The sequence below is a fragment of the Allomuricauda sp. d1 genome, assembly GCF_039592695.1.
Classification (GTDB): Bacteria; Bacteroidota; Bacteroidia; order Flavobacteriales; family Flavobacteriaceae; genus Flagellimonas_A.
Genome location: NZ_JBBUTK010000001.1, coordinates 758,638 through 778,958 on the forward strand (window position 1 = coordinate 758,638; position 20,321 = coordinate 778,958).

General features: G+C 42.0%; 18 protein-coding genes and 1 tRNA gene. 4 read left to right on the plus strand and 15 right to left on the minus strand.

Annotation, left to right across the window (positions count from 1 at the left end):
• Positions 1 to 144: 144 nt before the first annotated feature.
• Positions 145 to 1,689 carry a hypothetical protein gene (locus tag AAAH86_RS03605; RefSeq protein ID WP_343486134.1) on the plus strand — a complete coding sequence of 515 codons (1,545 nt, stop codon included), beginning with the start codon at positions 145 to 147 and terminating at the stop codon, positions 1,687 to 1,689.
• Here AAAH86_RS03605 and AAAH86_RS03610 read toward each other — a convergent pair.
• From AAAH86_RS03610 to panB, 4 genes are all read right to left on the minus strand, one after another.
• Complete coding sequence (locus AAAH86_RS03610; protein WP_343486135.1) at positions 1,679 to 2,200, minus strand: DUF4252 domain-containing protein; 522 nt, start codon at positions 2,198 to 2,200, stop codon at positions 1,679 to 1,681. The two genes, AAAH86_RS03605 and AAAH86_RS03610, sit on opposite strands and share 11 nt — an antisense overlap.
• A 29-nt stretch (positions 2,201 to 2,229) precedes the next feature.
• Entirely contained in the window at positions 2,230 to 2,862 is a 633-nt protein-coding gene (locus AAAH86_RS03615; protein WP_343486136.1) for an RNA pseudouridine synthase, read from the minus strand.
• Positions 2,863 to 2,930: 68 nt separating this feature from the next.
• On the minus strand, positions 2,931 to 3,560 hold the full coding sequence (locus AAAH86_RS03620; protein WP_343486137.1) for an SGNH/GDSL hydrolase family protein: 630 nt from the start codon (positions 3,558 to 3,560) through the stop codon (positions 2,931 to 2,933).
• A 21-nt stretch (positions 3,561 to 3,581) separates the two neighbouring features.
• Positions 3,582 to 4,400, minus strand: coding sequence for a 3-methyl-2-oxobutanoate hydroxymethyltransferase (gene panB, locus AAAH86_RS03625; protein ID WP_343486138.1), 819 nt, complete (start codon positions 4,398 to 4,400; stop codon positions 3,582 to 3,584).
• A gap of 306 nt (positions 4,401 to 4,706) precedes the next feature.
• On the opposite strand from panB, the gene AAAH86_RS03630 reads away from it, so the two are divergent.
• Positions 4,707 to 5,186 (plus strand): nuclear transport factor 2 family protein, encoded by a 480-nt coding sequence (locus AAAH86_RS03630; RefSeq protein WP_343486139.1) that lies wholly within the window; start codon positions 4,707 to 4,709, stop codon positions 5,184 to 5,186.
• On the opposite strand, the gene AAAH86_RS03635 is transcribed toward AAAH86_RS03630, so the two are convergent.
• A complete protein-coding gene (locus tag AAAH86_RS03635; protein ID WP_343486141.1) occupies positions 5,183 to 6,607 on the minus strand; it encodes an L-serine ammonia-lyase in 1,425 nt (474 codons plus the stop codon). The two genes, AAAH86_RS03630 and AAAH86_RS03635, sit on opposite strands and share 4 nt — an antisense overlap.
• Before the next feature lie 276 nt (positions 6,608 to 6,883).
• Between AAAH86_RS03635 and dnaK the strand changes: the two genes are divergently transcribed.
• Both dnaK and AAAH86_RS03645 read left to right on the plus strand, forming a co-directional pair.
• A complete protein-coding gene (gene dnaK, locus AAAH86_RS03640; protein ID WP_343486142.1) occupies positions 6,884 to 8,797 on the plus strand; it encodes a molecular chaperone DnaK in 1,914 nt (637 codons plus the stop codon).
• Between the two features lie 176 nt (positions 8,798 to 8,973).
• The gene (locus AAAH86_RS03645; protein ID WP_343486143.1) at positions 8,974 to 10,080 is read left to right on the plus strand and encodes a DUF2652 domain-containing protein; all 1,107 of its coding nucleotides are present in this window, start codon (positions 8,974 to 8,976) and stop codon (positions 10,078 to 10,080) included.
• A gap of 34 nt (positions 10,081 to 10,114) precedes the next feature.
• Here AAAH86_RS03645 and AAAH86_RS03650 read toward each other — a convergent pair whose 3' ends face one another.
• The 10 genes from AAAH86_RS03650 to AAAH86_RS03695 all read right to left on the minus strand — a co-directional run bounded on the left by AAAH86_RS03650 (position 10,115) and on the right by AAAH86_RS03695 (position 20,290).
• Positions 10,115 to 10,756 carry a response regulator transcription factor gene (locus tag AAAH86_RS03650; RefSeq protein ID WP_343486144.1) on the minus strand — a complete coding sequence of 214 codons (642 nt, stop codon included), beginning with the start codon at positions 10,754 to 10,756 and terminating at the stop codon, positions 10,115 to 10,117.
• A gap of 530 nt (positions 10,757 to 11,286) precedes the next feature.
• Positions 11,287 to 12,990, minus strand: a complete 1,704-nt coding sequence (locus AAAH86_RS03655) for a PorP/SprF family type IX secretion system membrane protein (protein WP_343486145.1) — start codon at positions 12,988 to 12,990, stop codon at positions 11,287 to 11,289.
• A gap of 77 nt (positions 12,991 to 13,067) precedes the next feature.
• Entirely contained in the window at positions 13,068 to 14,231 is a 1,164-nt protein-coding gene (locus tag AAAH86_RS03660; RefSeq protein WP_343486146.1) for a cell envelope biogenesis protein OmpA, read from the minus strand.
• A 119-nt stretch (positions 14,232 to 14,350) separates the two neighbouring features.
• Positions 14,351 to 16,660, minus strand: a complete 2,310-nt coding sequence (locus AAAH86_RS03665; RefSeq protein ID WP_343486147.1) for a glycosyl hydrolase family 65 protein — start codon at positions 16,658 to 16,660, stop codon at positions 14,351 to 14,353.
• Between the two features lie 83 nt (positions 16,661 to 16,743).
• Positions 16,744 to 17,751 (minus strand): hypothetical protein, encoded by a 1,008-nt coding sequence (locus AAAH86_RS03670; protein WP_343486148.1) that lies wholly within the window; start codon positions 17,749 to 17,751, stop codon positions 16,744 to 16,746.
• A 2-nt stretch (positions 17,752 to 17,753) separates the two neighbouring features.
• On the minus strand, positions 17,754 to 18,017 hold the full coding sequence (locus AAAH86_RS03675) for a hypothetical protein (protein WP_343486149.1): 264 nt from the start codon (positions 18,015 to 18,017) through the stop codon (positions 17,754 to 17,756).
• A 130-nt stretch (positions 18,018 to 18,147) separates the two neighbouring features.
• On the minus strand, positions 18,148 to 18,546 hold the full coding sequence (locus tag AAAH86_RS03680; protein ID WP_343486150.1) for a DUF6326 family protein: 399 nt from the start codon (positions 18,544 to 18,546) through the stop codon (positions 18,148 to 18,150).
• Positions 18,547 to 18,661: 115 nt separating this feature from the next.
• Positions 18,662 to 19,252 carry a Crp/Fnr family transcriptional regulator gene (locus AAAH86_RS03685; RefSeq protein ID WP_343486151.1) on the minus strand — a complete coding sequence of 197 codons (591 nt, stop codon included), beginning with the start codon at positions 19,250 to 19,252 and terminating at the stop codon, positions 18,662 to 18,664.
• An 84-nt stretch (positions 19,253 to 19,336) separates the two neighbouring features.
• Positions 19,337 to 19,918: a Crp/Fnr family transcriptional regulator gene (locus tag AAAH86_RS03690; RefSeq protein WP_343486152.1), complete on the minus strand. Its 582-nt coding sequence runs from the start codon at positions 19,916 to 19,918 to the stop codon at positions 19,337 to 19,339.
• A gap of 287 nt (positions 19,919 to 20,205) precedes the next feature.
• A tRNA-Ser gene (locus AAAH86_RS03695) sits at positions 20,206 to 20,290 on the minus strand.
• Between the last annotated feature and the right edge of the window lie 31 nt (positions 20,291 to 20,321).

Here is a 20,321-nt window from a genome sequence, read left to right on the forward strand (position 1 = left end):
GTTTCAGTGGTATTAGCTAAACTATACGAAAATAAGAAGGTGAACGTGACACAGTATTTTTACAGAAGAACCATTACAACGCTTAATCGTTTTTCGGAAAGTTTAAATTGCTGTAAAACAGAACGATAAAGAATATTTTTTACGATGACGAATGCCCAAAGAGATGCGCTCTTTATTCTTGTAAAGTCTCTTTCAAAATCAGAGAAACGACAGTTTAAATTGTATGTTGGCCGTTTGGGAACAAACTCTGATGCAAAGTTTTTAGCATTGTTCAACCATTTGGACAAGATGCGGACATACAATGAAGCATCGATTCTTGAAAGTGGCATTGTAAAAAAATCACAACTTTCAAATTTAAAGGCACACCTTTACAAACAGATTTTGGTGAGCCTCAGACTGAATCCCGTCAATCAAAACATACGCATCCAGATTCGTGAGCAGCTAGATTTTGCCACTATTTTATATCAAAAAGGGTTGTACAAACAAAGCCTCAAGATTCTGGACAAGGCCAAGAATATGGCCATTGAGCATGAAGAAAAAAATGTGGCCTACGAGATTGTTGAGCTCGAAAAAATCATCGAGACCCAGTACATTACCCGCAGTATACCTGACCGAGCAGACGAACTGGCCGTTCAGGCGAAGGAACTCTCGGCCCAAAACCTGATAGCCAGCAAGTTGAGCAATCTGTCGTTGCAATTGTACAGCATGATGCTCAAGGTGGGCTATGTGCGAAATGATGAAGATTTGGTACGGGTACAGCGGTATTTTGAAAAACACCTTCCAAAGTATGATTTGGAAGCACTGGGTTTCCGTGAAAAATTGTGGCTGTACAAGGCACAGCTTTGGTACAGCTTTCTCACCCAAGATTTTTTGTCATCCTATAAATATGCCAGCAAATGGGTCGACCTTTTCTACGAATATGAGGAGATGATCAGACTCAACCCTGTGTTCTTTTTAAAGGGAAACCATTACCTGCTCGAGTCGCTCTTTTTAGTCAGATACAGTTCGCAATTCAAGGATACCCTTGAAAAGCTGGAGGTTATTGTCAGTGACAAATCCTTTCCGAGCAATGACAACATCGCTTCATTGGCTTTTCTGTACCTCAATTCGAACAAACTGAACCATCATTTTTTAGAAGGCACTTTTCAAAAAGGCCTCTATTTGGTCAATATCGTTGAATATGGCATCAAAAAGCATGCAGGCCGTATTGACCAGCACCATGTCATGTTGCTTTATTACAAGATTGCTTGTCTTTATTTTGGCAATGGCGACCACAAGAACTGTATCGTCTATCTCAAAAAAATCATTGAGAATAAACAGTTAAAGATGCGCGAAGACTTGATGTGCTTTGCCCGGGTTTTGAATTTGGTTGCACATTATGAAGCGGGCATGGATTACCATCTTGAGGTACAATTGAAGAGCACGTACAAGTTTTTGCTCAAGATGAACGATTTGCATGCGGTTCAAAAAGAGATGATTAAGTTTTTAAGGGGATTGGGTGATATTTATCCCAATGAATTGCGGAATGAATTCCAAAAGCTTTACGACAGGCTCAAGGTTTATGAAGACCACCCGTATGAAAAGCGAGCATTTTTGTACCTCGATATTCTTTCATGGTTGGAAAGCCATTTGCAAAACAGGCCTGTGGCAGAGATCATACGCGAGAAGGCTTTGGCCGTTACTCGTTGATACCTGGTGTTTGTAAGTTGAACTGCGGTACGAATCCCTCAGAAAAATTTTGAAATTCGTTGCTTTTGGCCAGCTCACGCACTTTTTGGGGGTCAAAGTTGCCACTGAAATACAGAAACGAACCTTTGAGGTTGTCATTGTTGTAAATCAATATCTCTTTTACAACATCACGTTTTTCCCTGAGGGCGACAACATTGCGTTTGAGCTCATCATTCTTTCTAAAAACTTCGATAAAAGAGTTTGAAGTGAAATTGTTCATCTGGTTGTTCAGAAAACGGGATTGTGCATCTGTAGCACTGGGGAATTGCATGTAACGCAAATCTTTGGTGTTGCCGACCATCGATTTCATCTCTGGTGAAATTTCCCCGATCAACGAGAACATGAATTTGGGCACTCTGATGGCTGTTACCTGCGCATCATTTTTATGGGCCTTGTAAAAGTTGTCGATGGAGTTATAACTTCCGCAAGCGGATACCAGAACGGTACAAAAAATGAAAGCCAATTTTTTCATGGATAGTGTTTTCTTAAAAGTAAGAAAATTTACAAACAAGCATTCCATACCGGGTCGTCGGGTGGGTCGGCCACAAACGCTACGTTTTCTTTTTTTACAGGATGTTCAAAACTAAGGCTTCGCGCATGCAGGTGGATGCTTCCATCCTCATTGCTCCTTTTAGCGCCATATTTCAGGTCACCTTTGATGGTACAACCAATAGCAGTCAATTGGGCCCGAATTTGGTGGTGACGGCCAGTTTTTAAGTCAATTTCCAATACATAATAATAATCCAGTTTCTTGAGCAACCGATAGGCCATGACCGCTTTTTTTGAATGCGGCACTTCATTCACGTGGGCATACGATTTGTTTTGTTTTGGATTTCTTACCAGCCAATGCGTCAAGGTGTCCTGCTCTTTGGGGGGCATGTTCTTTACAACCGCCCAGTACTTTTTTTCGGTTTTTCCTTCAGAAAAGAGCTTGTTCAATCTTGGCAATGCTTTTGATGTTTTGGCAAAAACTACGACTCCTGAAGTAGGTCGGTCCAAGCGATGGGTGACTCCCAAATACACATTACCGGGCTTATTGTATTTGTTTTTTAGATACTCTTTGACAATCTCACTGAGGGGTTTGTCACCAGTTTTATCGCCTTGTACGATGTCACCAGGTTTTTTGTTGACCACAATCAAATGGTTGTCTTCAAAGAGTACCTTTAAATTGTCAAAGCCGGTTGTCTTGATATTCTGGAATTTTAAAAAAGGGTTTCACAGATAACTCGGGCAGCTACTTTACTGCCCTCCAACGATGGATGAAAGCCGTCATCGCCATAGTAAGAGAAATCATTTGTGGTATCAAAATGTTGCTTCCAGACTTCACCGACTGGGCATACGAGCGCATCATTGGCTTTCGCTGCATCATTGTGGTTTTTTATGACCGCATCAAATGTTCTGTAGTACGTTCTAGATGGCCAAACCATGAAATACACTAATTTCGCACCGTTTTTGCCACAGAGCTTTTTAAATTTTTCTCCGTATTCAAAGAGCACTTGCTTTCCAAATTCTTGGGAGGAAGGCCCTTGCTGTACAATCACAAAATCATAATTACCATTTTTTATCATTTTTTGCACTTTTCCGTCATTCCAGTGGTCCATGAGCGCATAGTTAGGATGCGCCACCGTTTTGGTTTTCACTTCAAAATCAATTTTGGAAGCCTCTTCTTTTACCAATGCGGGCAAATCATTACTGTAGGTAAGACTATTGCCCACAAAAAGCACATTGATGGTTCTTTGGTTAATCTTTTTGACCTGCGGTTTGTGCTTTCCAACATTGCCTATTAAGATGAAAGGCAAAAGAAGATATGCTATGACGGGCAAATAACGCATGGGGATAAAGTTTGGCAAAAATCAATATTGCTCTTCCTCGTTCGGAAAATCTTTGGTTTTCACATCGGTCACATATTGCGAAATGGCGTTGCCCATTTCTTCGTAAAGATTCATGTAGCGTCGTAGAAATCGTGGATTGAACTCATGGGTCATGCCCAGCAAATCATGCACGACGAGTACTTGGCCATCCACACCATTACCAGCTCCGATACCAATAACTGGGATGGAGACACTTTCAGCCACTTCTTGGGCCAGTTTGGCGGGAATTTTTTCCAAAACAATCCCAAAACAACCCAATTTTTCGAGCAGCTTGGCGTCCTCCTTTAATTTTTCTGCCTCGGTCTCTTCTTTTGCCCGTACGGTGTAGGTGCCGAATTTATAGATGCTCTGGGGGGTCAATCCCAAATGCCCCATAACGGGAATGCCAGCTTGAAGAATTCGTTTGGCCGATTCTTTGATTTCTATACCGCCCTCGATTTTAATGGCATGGGCACCGCTTTCTTTCATGATGCGAATGGCCGAACGCAGTGCTTCCTTGGGGTCACTTTGGTAGCTTCCGAAGGGGATGTCGACCACGACGAGTGCCCTGTTCACAGCCCGTATGACAGAGGTGGCATGATAGATCATTTGGTCGAGCGTGATGGGCAACGTGGTCTCATGACCTGCCATGACATTGCTCGCCGAGTCACCGACCAAAATGACATCAACATTGGCGGCATCCACGATTTTGGCCATGGAATAATCATAAGCGGTGAGCATGGAAATTTTCTCACCGTTTTGCTTCATCTCGATCAACGATTTGACCGTGACACGTTTATATTCTTTTTTGGCTGTGGACATTTGGTAAGGTTTTCTCGCTAAAGTAAGCAGATTTTTGGGAAAGCTATTTAGTATTTATGTAAAGGCTCCTTCCCTGAGATCAAGGGAGGTGTCCGCCTTTGGCGGACGGAGGGTTTTGAAATAAATCACGAACAGCCATACAATCGGAACTCCCCCTCCCGCTGGTGCGGGAGACCCCTTTTAAACTTAAGAGGGGAGCGGTAAAACAACCCTTTCCGTCCTAGCCTCTAGGCTAGGACACCTTTCCCTGGTCAGGGAAAGGAGCTACAAAACTTTGACGTATCTTGAGCAAATAAAATCAGTACTATGAAGCATCATATTCTCACGGCAGCACTGTTTGTTTTTTTCATTTTGGGAATTTCGGCACAAGAGGCCAATCAATTGGAAACTGATCAAGCAGCGGTCAAAAAAGTGATCGAAGGCTTTTTTGAGGCTTTTCATAAACAAGATTCCACCGCCATGAAAAGTTTTGTGGCCGATAATGTTCTATTGCAAACCACAGGCCGCAACAAGGAAGGTAAAACCATGTTCAACACCCAAAAAATTGAAAAACTGTACGAATCTATCGTAAGCATCCCTGACAGTGTTTCTTTTGAAGAAAAACTCACTTCATGGAACATTCAGGCAGATCGAACCATGGCGAATGCCTGGGTAGGCTATGAATTTTGGTACAATGGCGAGTTCAGCCATTGCGGTATCAATTCATTTCAGATGATCAATTTTGATGGTGATTGGAAGATTGTCTACCTGATTGATACAAGGGGCAGGGCGGGGTGTTTGGATTAACAATCACTCATATTCACCCCCACCGCCAGACCGCCTTCAGAGGTTTCTTTGTATTTGCTGTTCATATCCTTGGCGGTCTCCCACATGGTGTTAACCACTTTGTCAAAAGGTACTTTGGCTTCATCCGGGTCGGTATCCAAAGCCAATTCTGATGCATTGATGGCCTTGATGGCACCCATGCTGTTGCGCTCGATGCAGGGCACTTGAACCAATCCGCCAATAGGGTCGCAGGTAAGGCCCAGATGATGCTCCATGGCAATTTCAGCTGCCATTAACACCTGTTCCGTGGTGCCGCCCATCAATTCTGTCAAACCACCTGCCGCCATGGCCGAAGACACCCCAATTTCTGCTTGACAGCCGCCCATCGCCGCTGAAATGGTAGCTCCTTTTTTGAAAATACTCCCAATTTCGCCTGCCACCAACAAAAAGCGTTTTATGTCATCAAAATCCCCATCATGGTTTTCAATGACCAAATAGTACATCAAAACAGCGGGGATGACCCCAGCACTGCCATTGGTCGGCGCTGTGACCACACGGCCCAATGAGGCATTTACCTCGTTGACAGCAAGTGCAAAACAGCTGACCCATTTTAAGATTTGTCTGAATTTCACTTCGGTCTCGCGAATGCTCTCTAGCCATTCTTGGGGATTGGAGTAGGGGACACTACCGATTAATTTCTGATGCATTTCAAAAGCACGCCGCTTTACATTGAGTCCGCCGGGCAATTTACCTTCGGTATGACAGCCCGTGTACATACACTCGAGCATGGTGTTCCAGATGGCCCGTAGCTGATCGTCGATTTCACGCACATCTCTCAATGATTGTTCATTAAGAAAAACAAGCTCAGAGATGCTTTTGTTTTCATTCTTGCAATGAGCCAGCAGTTGATTTCCGTTTTCAACGGGAAAAGGAAATGTCTTAAAGGTTTCCTTATTTTTCTTTGCGTTGATGCGTTCTTCCTTGACCACAAATCCGCCACCAATGGAGTAATAGGTCTCGTTAATGGCCTGGTTGGATTTTAAGACCGCGGTAAAACGGATACCGTTTGCATGAAAGGGCAAAAATTCTTTCTCAAAAACAATATCCTCGTCAATGTCAAATGGAACCTCTACCAAACCATTGAACAAAAGTGACTTATTTTTCTTGACGGTTTCGACAATACCATCTATATCTTCAACAGGAATGGTCACCGGATCAGCACCTGAAAGCCCCAATACGACCGCCAAATCTGTGGCATGCCCTTTTCCGGTCAGTGAAAGTGAACCAAAAAGTTGTGCTTGAATTTTGACAACATGGGTAAAATGCCCTTCTGAAACGAGTTCTGAAATCCATCGTTCAGCCGCCCTCCAAGGTCCCAGCGTATGTGAACTCGAGGGGCCTATGCCAATTTTAAGCATGTCAAAGACACTGATACACTCCATGCGCGCTGTTGCTTGTTCAGTTCAAATATAAGAAGAGGTAAAACAAGAAATGCGAAATATGAAGTACAAGGCTAGAAGTACGAAGTGAAAAAATCGGAAAAGCACATTTCTTTACTCTATTCATATCACAATTTATGCTTTGAATACTCATTTTGTACCTCGTACTTCATACTTCTTACTTTTCAGACTGCCACCTTGTCATATTTCTGCGGATGGCACAGTGATTGACATTTTTTGGTCGTAACAAATGAAATTTAAACACTAGAACAAAAAGATATGAGCAAAATTATTGGTATAGATTTGGGTACGACCAACTCTTGCGTTTCTGTGATGGAAGGTAATGAGCCCGTGGTAATACCCAATGCAGAAGGAAAAAGAACGACACCTTCGGTCATTGCTTTTGTCGAGGATGGGGAAATCAAGGTTGGTGACCCTGCAAAACGCCAGGCAGTGACCAATCCACACAAAACGATTTATTCCATTAAACGTTTTATGGGGAATAAATTTTCTGAATCTAAGAAAGAAGCAGACCGAGTTCCTTATAAAGTAGTGAAAGGCGATAATGACACCCCACGTGTTGATATCGATGGCCGTTTGTACACTCCACAAGAATTATCGGCCATGATTCTTCAGAAAATGAAGAAAACCGCTGAAGATTACTTGGGGCAAGATGTGACACGCGCCGTGATCACAGTGCCTGCCTATTTTAACGATTCACAGCGCCAGGCCACTAAGGAAGCTGGTGAAATTGCAGGTTTGACCGTTGAGCGAATCATCAATGAGCCCACAGCGGCTTCATTGGCATACGGACTTGATAAAAAAGATACCGACCAGAAAATCGTGGTCTTTGACTTTGGTGGGGGTACGCATGATGTCTCCATTTTAGAATTGGGCGATGGTGTCTTTGAAGTTTTGGCTACAGATGGTGATACCCACTTGGGTGGAGATGATGTGGACCAAAAAATCATTGATTGGTTGGCCGAAGAGTTCAAAAAAGATGAAGGCATGGACCTTCGTGAAGATGCCATGGCGTTGCAAAGACTTCGTGAGGCAGCTGAGAAGGCAAAAATTGAATTGTCATCCTCAGCACAGACTGAGATTAATTTACCGTATGTGACGGCTACATCTTCTGGACCCAAGCACTTGGTGCGAACCTTGACCAGGGCAAAGTTTGAGCAGTTGATCGATGATTTGGTGAAAAGAACCATTGAGCCTTGTGAGACCGCATTAAAATCTGCGGGACTTTCAAAAAGCGATATCGATGAAATCATTTTGGTAGGTGGGTCAACACGAATTCCAGCTGTACAGGAAGCCGTTGAGAAATTCTTTGGCAAAAAACCCTCAAAAGGGGTGAACCCTGATGAAGTGGTTGCCGTAGGTGCTGCCATTCAAGGCGGTGTCTTGACAGGTGATGTCAAAGATGTTTTGTTGTTGGATGTTACCCCGCTTTCACTGGGTATCGAGACCATGGGCGGCGTGAACACGAAGTTGATTGAAGCCAATACAACAATACCGACAAAGAAATCACAGATATTCTCTACGGCTGCGGATAATCAACCTTCGGTTGAGATTCATGTACTGCAAGGAGAACGCCCAATGGCTGCGGATAACAAAACGATTGGTAGATTCCATTTAGATGGTATTCCACCTGCGCCACGAGGCACACCTCAGATTGAAGTGACCTTTGATATTGACGCAAACGGAATCATCAAGGTTTCGGCAACCGACAAGGCCACAGGAAAATCGCAGGACATTCGCATCGAGGCTTCTTCCGGATTGACCGATGAGGAAATCCAAAAGATGAAAGCTGAGGCTGAGGCCAATGCGGAAGCTGATAAGAAGGCCAAAGAGACTGCCGATAAGTTGAATGAGGCCGACGCCATGATTTTCCAAACGGAAAAACAGCTGAAGGAATTCGGTGATAAATTGTCAGATGATAAGAAAAAGCCGATTGAAGATGCTTTGGAAGAGCTGAAAAAAGCCTACGAGACCAAAGACTTGGTTGTCATCGAACCCGCTCTGGAGAAAATCAACGAAGCTTGGAAAGTAGCTTCTGAAGAGATGTACAAAGCACAAGCCGAGGCTGCACAGGCCAATGGCGCTGATACCGCTTCAGGTGATGCAACCGGTGGTAGCGATGCCAAAGAGGGTGATAATGTAGAAGATGTTGATTTTGAGGAAGTCAAGTAAGTAGAATGTTTAGTTTGAATAAAAAGCCCCGGCAATGCCGGGGCTTTTTATTTGTTCACATTGTCTTTTTGATAAACTGGATAACACCGATACGATGACTACACGATTCTGTAAGTTTATCCACCTATTTACTACAAATTTCAATAACTCTTTAAATATAGATATACCTCTGCAATATGGCTAAATCCCTTCTTTTTATTCCTGATATCTCTGGATTTACCAACTTCGTGCAGACCACAGAGGCGGAACACAGCCAGCATGTTATCGCCGAACTTTTAGAAGTGTTGATCAAAGCCAACACCCAAGACCTGAAGTTGGCCGAGGTAGAGGGTGACGCACTGTTTTTCTATAAAGAGGGTCAGATTCCTTCCCAAGAGAAGATTTTGGCACAGATAGAAAGCATGTACACAGCGTTCTACAGTCATTTGCGCATGATGGAGACCAATCGTATCTGCCCTTGCAACGCCTGTGCCACCGCCCCTAACCTAGAATTAAAGATTGTTTTGCATTGCGGTGAGATGCAATTCTTGACGGTGCAAGGCAACAGAAAACCTTTTGGGGAAATTGTCATCCAAGCGCACCGCTTATTGAAAAATTCTATCAAAAGTGATAATTATGTGTTGATCAGCAATGCCTTGGCCCAAGAAATTAAACTGGCAAGTGACTATGAAAGCTTGCTTTTTCAATTTCAAAAAGGGGTAGATTTATACGATGGAAAGCCCATTGACTATTTATTTGCAAATATTGATGTTACTCAATTAAAACTGCACAATTTTGACGCTCCCATTTTATACAAACCGGATTTACCCCCAGATTTTACAAAGGCCGTAAAAATTGGGAAAAGTGCGTATGAAGTCTATGAAATGATTACGAACTATAGGCATCGCCATAAATGGGTAAAAGGCGTTGATGAATTCAAATATGACGCAAATGAGGTGACAAGAACGGGTACGGAACATACTTGTGTTATCAATGGACGCCATTTTGATTTCACCACAGTAATCAAAGAGGTACCTGCACACCAACTGGTTTATGGAGAGTTAACGTTCAATCCTCCACCCGTAGAGCGGCTATACCAGTTTTATATTCTAGACCCCATATCTGAAACGAGTTGCGAACTTACGGTCGAAGTATATTGGCGCACCAAAACACCACTTCAAAAACTATTGATGCTCATTGGAGCCAAAAAACAAATGACTTCCGGATTATCAGCATCCATAGACAATCTGGTTGATTTGATGCGGCAAAAAGAGCCGTTAGCTGAAGAACTTGATGGCCAATAAAAAAGCCCCAGTTTTCTGTGGAGCTTTTCAGTTTCTAAGAAGCTTTGCCAAACTCCTGCAGTTGTTCCAGTTTTACCAACGCTTCAGCTTTTGAATTGACATTCAATTTTAGGTATATATTCTGAATATGAAAGTTGACCGTACTTGGGGTCACAAACAGTTTTTCAGCAATCATTTTGTAGGTGGCACCTTGTCGCAGATATTCGACAATTTGATTTTCCCGGTTTGAGAACCATTCGAATTTCTTTTCTTGAAAAATTGAAATTACTTTTTTGGCCACGTCATGGCTCATGGCAGCGCCATCGCTCTGTACCGAATGCAAAGCATTTAAAAAACGTTCTTTGGTCAAGGGCTTGGTCAAATATCCGTTGGCCCCCATTTTGAAAGCCTTCCTGATTAGCTCGAAATCACTTCGGTGGCTTACCAATATGATTTTTGCCGAATCGCTTTTTTTCTTGAAAAGTTCGATACCGTTGATACCTGAGATCCCATTTAAACTGACCTCAGAGAGAATGATTTCAGGATTGTGCTCTTTGAAATCTTGGAGTGCCGAACTCACACCATCACAAATTTTAGTGATGATGAATTCGTTTTGGTTTTCTAAATAGTTGACATAGCTCTGGTGCTCATTGACATCATTGTCAATGATCATGACTTTAACAGCATTTGTTAGCATGGTAATTTTGGATTTGGGTTTGGATACAGACAGTTCTTTTTCTAAATGGAGAACAATTCCATTAGGGTTTCTCCATGGTTGCCCAAAGGATATTCTGCATGCATAGCAACGTAGATCAGACATTTTGATGCCGTCATTTCGGGGTGAACGACAGCACTTGCCTAAATACCTTTCTTGTGCCGAATATCCTTTAGAAAACCTATGGATTCAGATCAATAACATCTCAAAGTGATGGAGTACCAATAAATTGTGGATTCCTACTTTAGAATTCTTTGGAAATGTTTCGGTAAAAAACGTGGTTGAATTTACCGTAGGAGTGGTAGTAAAACTTCATAAGATTTGGGTTATCGGGGTTAATATGGCAACCAATTTAAAAAAACCTTTGAATTTCACAAATAATTTGTAAGAAAAATCGTTAAAGCGGCGTTTATTTTAATATTTATCGCAACTGTTCAATAAAAAACCCCCGCGACAAGTATGGTCGCAGGGGCAGTTAGCAAGATTTCGAATAATTCAAAAAAGAAGGTCTTCTATTCCATATCAAAGTCGATATCAGCCGTGGCATAGGTGCTGCCCTGAACCTGCATGATCCATTTGTCTTCTTGGTATGCACCGTTCAAGTTTGAGACAATGGCCGTATCGGCATCTTGTTTTGATTTAAAATCGGCCAGATATACATAATATAACCCGTTTTCCTTGTTGTAGAACTGTCTGGCATCCAAACCCTTTTGATCTAAGTTCTGCATGAATGTTTTTAGATAATTAGTATTGCTAAAAACATTGACTATCAAGTAAAAACCAGATTCAACCCCGACGATATCTGACCGATTAAGTGCTTTTATGGGTATTTCGTTAAACTCTCTTTTCTTCTCAACCTGTTTTTCAGACGTATTGTTATTTTCTGCGACACCCGTTTGGTATTTCGCCAAGCTGCGGTTCTGTTGCCTTGACTGCGGGCGTTCTTGTTTCATTTCATGGCGAATCAACCGCACCATGGTCTCAAACCTACGCTCGAACATTTCTGTACGTGCTTTTTCAATGGAGTCTTGACGCAAGATCAACTCATCTAAAATCAACCGATTTTCATAAGCCAAAGAGATATCGTCCTCTTTTTTATCCTCCGCAATGCTGACATATTGCCCCAGTGCCTCTTCATCAAACTTGGCTCTTCTTTGGGCCTTTTTATTCAATTGCTGCTTGAGGTGTACAATTTGTTCCTCATAATTTCGTACCACTTCGTCTACCCTGGCATCTTCTGCACTGGCAATGTTGACATTGATTCCCATACCCCGCAGCTCATCGTTAAAAGTGTAGCCCAGCGCAATTTCATGGTTGGTACCCAAATTATCGCCTTTACTATTTAGATTCTTTTCCATGACGTAGCCCAGTGAAAGTTTTTTGCTCAGGTTAAACCCGATGCCACTTGAAAGTCCGTAATCTTCATCATACGCAGCTTGAAGCCATCCAAATTTGGGCACATCCATCAAGAAAGCTCCAGAATACTTGAAAGTACCTTCTTCATTCACACCCAATTGCAACAGGGGCATCACACGTGCATCCTTAAAAAGCCCATTGGTGTTTTTCATGGTATGGGTGTACTGTAAGGTGGGGTTGATATTCTGGGCATTGAAATTGGTCACCAATTCTGACGTGGTCTGGTTGTATTGTACCAAATCTTCAAAGGAAACCCCAATGTCAAATCTACCGAGTGTTAGGTTAAGTCCTGGCTGAAAAGAAACCTTGTTCTGTTTTTGGGATGTTTCCAACAGTGGGTCATTGGCACTTGCGATAATGCGACTTTTGTCTAATCCCTCACTGTGATAATTGATATTGGCCCCAAAAGTCAGCGCGCTTTTTTCTCCCAAAGGCACACCTGTGGCATAATTGGCATTAAAGCCAAACTCTTGTATGACACCAGACCAGTGACCGTAGACACCAAGGCCCAATGCGGTGTTTTTGTCAAGTTTGTTGCTAAATCCTAAATAATAGTTTTGGTTATTGTCTTCATAGGAAGCATACTGATTGCGCAACAAGATGTTCAAATATGACTTGTTCTCACGCACCAATGAAAAGGTGGGATTTATCAAAAATCGGTTAAAGAACAATTGATTGTGGAACGGACTTTTTATGTCATATCCAGCGGGTTCGGTTTCTTGTGCCTGTATTGCTGTCAACCCTACCAAGATGGTCAACATCATCAAGCTCATTCTTTTATGTAGGTTAAAACGGTTCATCTTTTCGGGGTTAAAGTGGAACGTATTTTTAGGGCTACATGTCAATTGACATGTTAAGGGTCACTGGATGTTTGTATTTATTCGTTCTCAAACACTGTTGAAGAAAAATCGGTCTGTGACTCATCGTTGAGCACCTTCATCAAGCCTTCTTCATTTTTCTCGACCAATGCAGCATCAGTCTTTTTTGTGTATGAAATGGCCACTTTGGTCAAGGAATTGCCATTACCACGGTTTGACATTACATAGCCCATACCTTTTTCGGGCACCAATGCTATTGAAAAATCATCGCTTGAGCTGTTGATGGGGCTACCAAGGTTTACCGATTGGGTCAGGCTGTTTTCGGCCACTTGTACGGCGTATAAATCCAATCCTCCGTATCCTTTGTGTCCTTCCGAGGCAAAGAACAACAACGTGCCATTAACCAAACTGGGGTGCATGTCATTCTTCTTTGTATTTACCTTGGGCCCAAGATTTTTTGGCTTTCCAAACTTGCCGTTTGCCTTGACATCGGCTACATAGATATCGTAATCACCGTAGGTGCCGGGCATGTTTGAGGCAAAGAACAGGCGTGTGCCGTCACTTGATACAGTCGGGTGTTTTGCCGAATAGTACTTTGGGCATACGGCAACTCTTTTCATGTTGCCCCATTCACCGTTGATGTTTTCGGCACGATAAATTTCATGAACAGCCTCCTTTTTTGAAAAAATACCGGTTAAGGGCTTTTTTTCAGAGACCCTGCTAAAATAGGCTACGCGTCCGTCTGCTGTTACACTCAAAGAAGGGGTGTGCGTTATGGTGGACTCACCTTTCATCGGATGATAGGTTTTTTTTGTCAAGACCAAATCATTAGAGGGCTCTTGGGCCTGAAAGTTTTCGTAGTCACTGCTGATTTCAGCGAGCCAGTCTTTGGAATTGGCGGGAGCCTTTTTACCCAATCGCTCAAGCACGTATTGGTACCGTTCGTTATAGGCTACTTTCAAGGCTGCATTTACATTGGCCTGCAGAAATTTTTCATACCAAAAGGCCGCTTCTTCATAATCTTCTGTCAACAGATTGACATTGCCAAGGTCTTGAAAAATTTCAGTCTCTGAATAGCCTTGGGCCAATAGCTCTAGGTAATCATCAACACGCTGGTTGATTTCCTTTTTTTCAAGCATCCCAGAACTTTGGGCATTCAAAGCAGTACACATCGATATTGCCATGATAGGGATGCCAATCTTTTTTAGGGTTGAAAATATCATAATGTAAGATTTAGGACGTTATGATACAAAGGTCATAAAACTTCACCCTGAACCACCTATGAGTTTTTCATAGGTTTTGGTTTTAATCGATAAAAACGAACAGTAGAACGAGGAATATTCTATATAAACTGTATAGAATCAGAGGGTTTGAGCATTTCAATTCTATCCTCAAAGTAGATTTTTATTTCTTTTTTGTTGGCTGCCAGACTGTGCACGGTCAAACAATCGGTCTTTACGGAAACCTCAATTTGACAACTCAGCACATGCAACTTAAAAGAAAGACTTTGCCATTCTTCGGGCAGTGCCGGTCTAAAGCGAATTCCATCTTTATACATTTTGAATCCAGCGAATCCTTCAACCACGATCAACCAAACTCCGCCTGCAGCAGCAGTATGGATTCCTCCCAAAAACGACCCGCCACTCATCACCTTTTTGCTGGCATTGTACAAATCTATGGTCGATGATTCCATAAAATAGCGATAGGCTTCTTCATAATGCTTGGCTTTGCATGCCACCAGTGCATGAACGCTGGGGCTTAATGATGAGCCGTGTTCAGTACGCGGTTCATAATAATCATAATTGGCCGTAAGCTGATTATCGGTAAATCCGTCAAGCATTGCCATCAATTGTATGACATCGGCCTGCTTCAACACCTGTGTGTTCACTGCAATGCCATTGGGCCAACCCCAATATTCACCCGGGTCTATCAATCTTTTTCTCAATTGCTTGGGATTGATATCCTCAAGACCGAAGTACCCATCGAATTGTTCAATGACTTTAGTATTTTCATCAGGTTCAGGAAGGTACAACAAAGAAGCAATTTCTTCCCATGCCTTTACACTGTCTTGGTCAATGGCCACATTTTTTAAAATTCTTTCAAGTTCACGGGCATTTTCATCCCGCAGCTTTTCAAAGACCTCGCAAGCTTTTTCCAAGGCATATTTTGTGAGGTAGTTGGTGTAGGCGTTATTGTCAACATTTTCGTGGTACTCATCTGGGCCTAAGACCCGAATGATTTCATAGCGGTTTTTGTCTTTTTTAAAATGCACGCGCGAGACAATGAACTGTGCAACTTCAAAAAGGACTTCAGCCCCCATCTCAATAATAAAGTCCCAGTCTCTGGTCGCCTTATAGTAGAGCCAGATGCCGTAGACCACATCTTGTGAAATATGAATTTGCCAGCAGTTGAAATGGTTGCGAATGGGCCTTCCTGTCAATACATCGGTAAAAAAGTAATCGGGAAATAGCTCATCACCCGTTTTTCCGCTCGTCCATGCATAGAAAGCACCGTAGTAACCCAATCTTTTGGCCTTTCGTTTTGCCCCGGGCAAAGTATCATAACGATACGCCACCAAGCGTTTGGCTATTTCAGGATGCGTATAGGTAAACATGGGAAGGTTGAAGGTTTCTTGATCCCAAAAAGCGGCCCCCTGATAGACCTGGCACGATAGGCCCCGTGCGCCAATCGGAAGATTGGCATGGGTAGGGGTGGCTATGAATGCTTGGTATAAGTTGAAACGCACCAAGATCTGCGCTTCTAGATTTCCTTCAATGTCGATATCCGATTTCTTCCAAAAGGCCTCCCAATTTTTGGTATGCTCTTGTTTGAGCGTGTCATAGCCTTTTTTGAGACCTTTTTGTACGGTGGCTATTGCTGTTTTTTTAGGATGCTGCACTTCATTATCGTGAACAACCGCGACCACTTTCTGTAAGGTCAGTTCTTCCCCTTCATCCATTTCAAAATGGTATTTACGTAGAATCGTGCGACCATCATGATTGACTGTCTCAGCTGTGGGCGGTTTGCCCACTATTGAAGCCCCTTCTACAACAGAAATTTTAGTGGCCAGTTCAGCGGTTTCAAGCTCAAGGCCCACCAAGCCATCTTGCTCAAAAGTATTGTGGTTGGCAAAGTGCTCGCCATTGATGCTCCAGACATCACCATCGATACCCGTGACCAATGTAAACGTTGCGCTTTGCAAGGCCTTAAACGAATAGTTCAACACGAGTTGGTGGTGATTGTCAAGACTGGCAAATTTTTCTACGTTTAAATGGACTTTTTTTCCCTTGGGCGATGTCCAACGCATCTGCCTTTGGTTCAATCCGTTTTTCATATCAAGGGCTCGGTAGTAGGCTGCCGTTTGCCCTGAGAACACTGATAGTCGCTCATCGTCGATAAAGAGCTGTGTGAACAAACCGTTCGGAACATTGCACAGTTCGCTCCATTTGCTGCCCTCAGCTTTGTCCCAGGTATCGGTAACAATACAGGCGGTGTATTCTTTTGCTGTCCATTCTTCAAAGGTACCGCGGTAGCCCATGTAGCCGTTACCGATCATGAAATTGCTTCCGGTTGTCACCAATTGCTCAGGATTGAACGATTTTTCAATGATTTTCCACCCGGTTTCTGTACGTAGATTGTTCTTTAAATCCATTTGCTGATTATTCGTGCTGAAAATAAGCATAAGATGATGGCGTTCAAAGCAATTTTGGAAATAGAGTGAACAAAAAACCCTCGCTATCTGCGAGTTTTTTTTGAGGCGAAAGCGGTTTTATCAAGGCAGAATACTTTTAAACGCATGAACAATTTATTTGCTAGAAAGCTTTTTGTACGATTTAAGCCATTTATGTATAGATGTTTGAAGTCGGGCAGTTCAAAATCTTCAGCGAGATAAATGGCCTGAAATCCTGAAACAAGCTTCAGTTTATGGGGTTGTTTTGCATATTTCGCCCCGGTAATGACATAGTGTTTTTTGTGTGGGCAATTGTAATCTGCACAAACAAATTCGTAATAAATATGATCATCAGACACCCATGTCAATTGATTTTTTGGGTTCACAAAGGCATAGTGTGGATTTTTCGCAGAAATGCTTCCCTCACCATCAAAATGGTACACAAACCCTAAAACCAGTATGTTATTGTTTTCTTTTACCACATAGTTCCATCCAAATCCGTCTCCAGTGAAACATGATTGAAAGCCAACAAGTGCAAATCCTTCTTCTATTTTCTCATTGGATTCTCTTACGGGAAGCCATAGATGATGCACTTTCATGGTTTGCCATTTACCATGCCATTCCCCTGAAAATTGATTCAATGCTCCAAAGGCATTTGATATGCTGGTCTTGTATTTGTCAGGCCGCTTCAACGGGTGTCCCAGATTTGGGTTTAGCCACAGTTCTGTTTCGATTAACTGATTAACATACAGTTGATTGAAGCCTTCAGATGAGCGATAAAATTTAAGTGATTCCAATGCACCTTCCCAAAACAGCTGCTCAAAGCTTTTCTCATTAATTCCGAAGGAATTTATACTTTTTGAGAAAACAGCCAATTGTCGATAATCTGCTGATAGTGTTTTTCTCAGCCCCTGAAATTCTAAAACCTCATCAAGTTTGGTTTTTTTCTTGCCGGATAACCCAACTTCAACGATTTCTTGTCTTTCTGAGCTATATGGAGTTTTTTTAATATCACTTGCCACAAAGGGGATGGCAGAAAAGAATACCATCATTACGTACAGAGAAGTCTTCATGGTCATTTCTCTTTTGATTTTTCGCGTACTCTAAAGTCGTAACCTTCACTCTTGTGGGAAGCAAATTGGCTTTTGGCAGAATCTGAACTTTTCTCTTTTTTGCTTTTCTCAAGAGACTCCCATTCTTTGATGCTTCTATCCCTTGGACTCATAACCCAATTTGTTGCGCAACTCGCCAAGGTTGCCCCTGCAAACACACTGAATAGCAAGGTTCGGAACATTGATTTCATTAAGTGCATTGCCATCAAGTTTTTTGAATTTTTCATTACTAATAGGTTGATTTAAAATAACTTGTGCTGATAGGACAAAACTAGATTTCGGCCCTACACGAGTCATTGACTTGGGTTAAGAAAGAACCGCTTAAAAAAATGAGAGCAGATTTGATTGCCCCTAACCTTATGGTAGTCTCAAGTTTTTACTTGATGTGGGCAATCTAAATGCAATTATTATGATGCCCGTGAATGCTGCAAACTCCATGATCGTGAAGAAGATATCATCCATATCTGCGGAAGCTAAGGCACTTAACATTCCCAGGCCCGTGATTAGAACGGCAATAGTGTTGGCCCATTTATTGGCCTTGTCATTCAATATTCTAGAAAGCACCACCATTAGAATAGGAATCTCAAGCACGAATCCATAAACGAGCAACAATTCCTCCGATATTTTTAAAGACATGATCTCTTCAATAAAACCTTCACTGGCAAATTGGTGTAGGTCTCTAAAAATCATGTTCAGGAGAATAAATATCCATAGTGTGGATAGTAGGGGTCGTGCCTCAATTTTATAACCTTTCATATCTTTTATGTTTTGAAAGGCAAAATTGAAATATCAGAAGTCTTTTTTCATTGACTTGGGTTAAGAAATAAGACGTTGGCCAACCATAGAAAATCGATAGGCTTTGAACACCCTGTCAGATAGGCAAAGAATTGTGGTTGTCGTGCATTCGTTTGCGAATACGGCTCAGAGATTCGGGCTTTATGCCCAAATAACTGGCAATCAAGTACTGTGGAATTCTATTTAAGAGCTCAGGCGATTCTTTTTGTAAGCTTTTATACCGTTGTTCAGGAGAGAGTTTGATGAAATTGTCATACTTTGTTTTTTGAGACACTACTTCATCTTCCAATACACAGGAACCAAGAATTGCGAGTCGGGGAATTTTTCTCATTAGTTCTTCCGTTCTTTCTTCAGAGCCTATGGCTATGATACAATCTTCCAAACATTCCAAATAATATTCAGAGGGCTTTTTCGTGGTATAGCTTATAGGGGTGATGGGTTGCTGTTCGACAAAAAACTCGGTGACCTTTACTTCTCCATCCACCAAATAATAACTGTACATGCAACCTTTAAGGATAAAAAAACATTCTTTGGCCAATTCGCCTTCCTTTAAAAGAACAGTGCCCTTTGCAAATGATTTAAACAAGTTTTGTTCTTTGAGGATGGCCTTTTCCTCTTTGGTGAGATCGATATATTTAGATAAAAAATCGAATATTGCTTCGTCCATTATGTATCATGTTGATTCTTGATGAGCAATGTACTAAACGTTGTATGTTTTCAGATTTTGATATGGGTCTCTCGTATTTTTCGCCTATTTACCAGACACCATTCTTTTTCGTATTCTGCTCAACGATTCTGGCTGAATGCCCAAATAACTGGCAATCATGTATTGTGGAACACGATTTAATAAGTCAGGTCTGGTTTCCATAAGTTTTTGATACCTCGCTTCGGGTTCAAGGTTTTTGTAGGTGTCCATAGAAACCTGTTTTTTTGCTTGAACGCTTTCACCTATTTTCATAAAAATGGGTGCAAAATGAGGAAACTGTAATAAAACTTGCTGGGTTTTTTCTTCGTTACCAGTAGAAATTAGACAAGGCTCTACGCAGGAGATATAGTATTCAGAAGGTTCTTTGGTCGCATAGCTTACAGGAGCAATTGAGTCATTTTCGGTATAAAATTCCATGATTTTCTCCTCACCACCATCGATGTAGTAGCGCTTCACACATCCTTTGAGTACCAAAAAGCAGTTTTTCGCAATTTGCCCTTGCCGCAATAGAACATCCCCTTTAGTATACTCTCGAATGATATCTGCTTTACGAATACTATCGACTTCCTCTTCAGTCAAATCGACGTACTGAGAAAAGTAATTGACCAGAAAATCTCCATTATCCATGTTAAGTGCTTTGATTAGAATGCAAGTGATTGACTTTAAAGGTATTGATTTTATTGAAAGTGTTCGCTATTTAAGCAAAAAGGCTTCAATTTTATGAAGCTTTTCTTTGTTGAGGAAGAAGGATTCACTTCGTGCGTCCCTCAACATCCACATCTGACAATAAAGCCCGAAAATTACTTAGGTAATTTTCGGGCTTTTGCTTTTTATCCGTTTACAAGAGGCTAGCTCTTGACACTCCTAAAAAACAAAAGCCCAATTTCTTTTCAGAAATTAGGCTTTGCTCTAAGCGGAGGAAGAGGGATTCGAACCCCCGGAGGTGTGACCCTCAACAGTTTTCAAGACTGCCGCATTCGACCACTCTGCCATTCCTCCTAAGCGGATGCAAATATACTAACCTTTTTCA

Bases quoted from the DNA above. Each gene is read 5' to 3' on its own strand.
- AAAH86_RS03605 (WP_343486134.1), top strand. From the start codon at position 145: ATGACGAATGCCCAAAGAGATGCGCTCTTTATTCTTGTAAAGTCTCTT.
- AAAH86_RS03610 (WP_343486135.1), bottom strand. From the start codon at position 2,200: ATGAAAAAATTGGCTTTCATTTTTTGTACCGTTCTGGTATCCGCTTGC.
- AAAH86_RS03620 (WP_343486137.1), bottom strand. From the start codon at position 3,560: ATGCGTTATTTGCCCGTCATAGCATATCTTCTTTTGCCTTTCATCTTA.
- panB (WP_343486138.1), bottom strand. From the start codon at position 4,400: ATGTCCACAGCCAAAAAAGAATATAAACGTGTCACGGTCAAATCGTTG.
- AAAH86_RS03630 (WP_343486139.1), top strand. From the start codon at position 4,707: ATGAAGCATCATATTCTCACGGCAGCACTGTTTGTTTTTTTCATTTTG.
- AAAH86_RS03635 (WP_343486141.1), bottom strand. From the start codon at position 6,607: ATGGAGTGTATCAGTGTCTTTGACATGCTTAAAATTGGCATAGGCCCC.
- dnaK (WP_343486142.1), top strand. From the start codon at position 6,884: ATGAGCAAAATTATTGGTATAGATTTGGGTACGACCAACTCTTGCGTT.
- AAAH86_RS03645 (WP_343486143.1), top strand. From the start codon at position 8,974: ATGGCTAAATCCCTTCTTTTTATTCCTGATATCTCTGGATTTACCAAC.
- AAAH86_RS03650 (WP_343486144.1), bottom strand. From the start codon at position 10,756: ATGCTAACAAATGCTGTTAAAGTCATGATCATTGACAATGATGTCAAT.
- AAAH86_RS03655 (WP_343486145.1), bottom strand. From the start codon at position 12,990: ATGAACCGTTTTAACCTACATAAAAGAATGAGCTTGATGATGTTGACC.
- AAAH86_RS03660 (WP_343486146.1), bottom strand. From the start codon at position 14,231: ATGATATTTTCAACCCTAAAAAAGATTGGCATCCCTATCATGGCAATA.
- AAAH86_RS03665 (WP_343486147.1), bottom strand. From the start codon at position 16,660: ATGGATTTAAAGAACAATCTACGTACAGAAACCGGGTGGAAAATCATT.
- AAAH86_RS03670 (WP_343486148.1), bottom strand. From the start codon at position 17,751: ATGAAGACTTCTCTGTACGTAATGATGGTATTCTTTTCTGCCATCCCC.
- AAAH86_RS03675 (WP_343486149.1), bottom strand. From the start codon at position 18,017: ATGAAAAATTCAAAAAACTTGATGGCAATGCACTTAATGAAATCAATG.
- AAAH86_RS03680 (WP_343486150.1), bottom strand. From the start codon at position 18,546: ATGAAAGGTTATAAAATTGAGGCACGACCCCTACTATCCACACTATGG.
- AAAH86_RS03685 (WP_343486151.1), bottom strand. From the start codon at position 19,252: ATGGACGAAGCAATATTCGATTTTTTATCTAAATATATCGATCTCACC.
- AAAH86_RS03690 (WP_343486152.1), bottom strand. From the start codon at position 19,918: ATGGATAATGGAGATTTTCTGGTCAATTACTTTTCTCAGTACGTCGAT.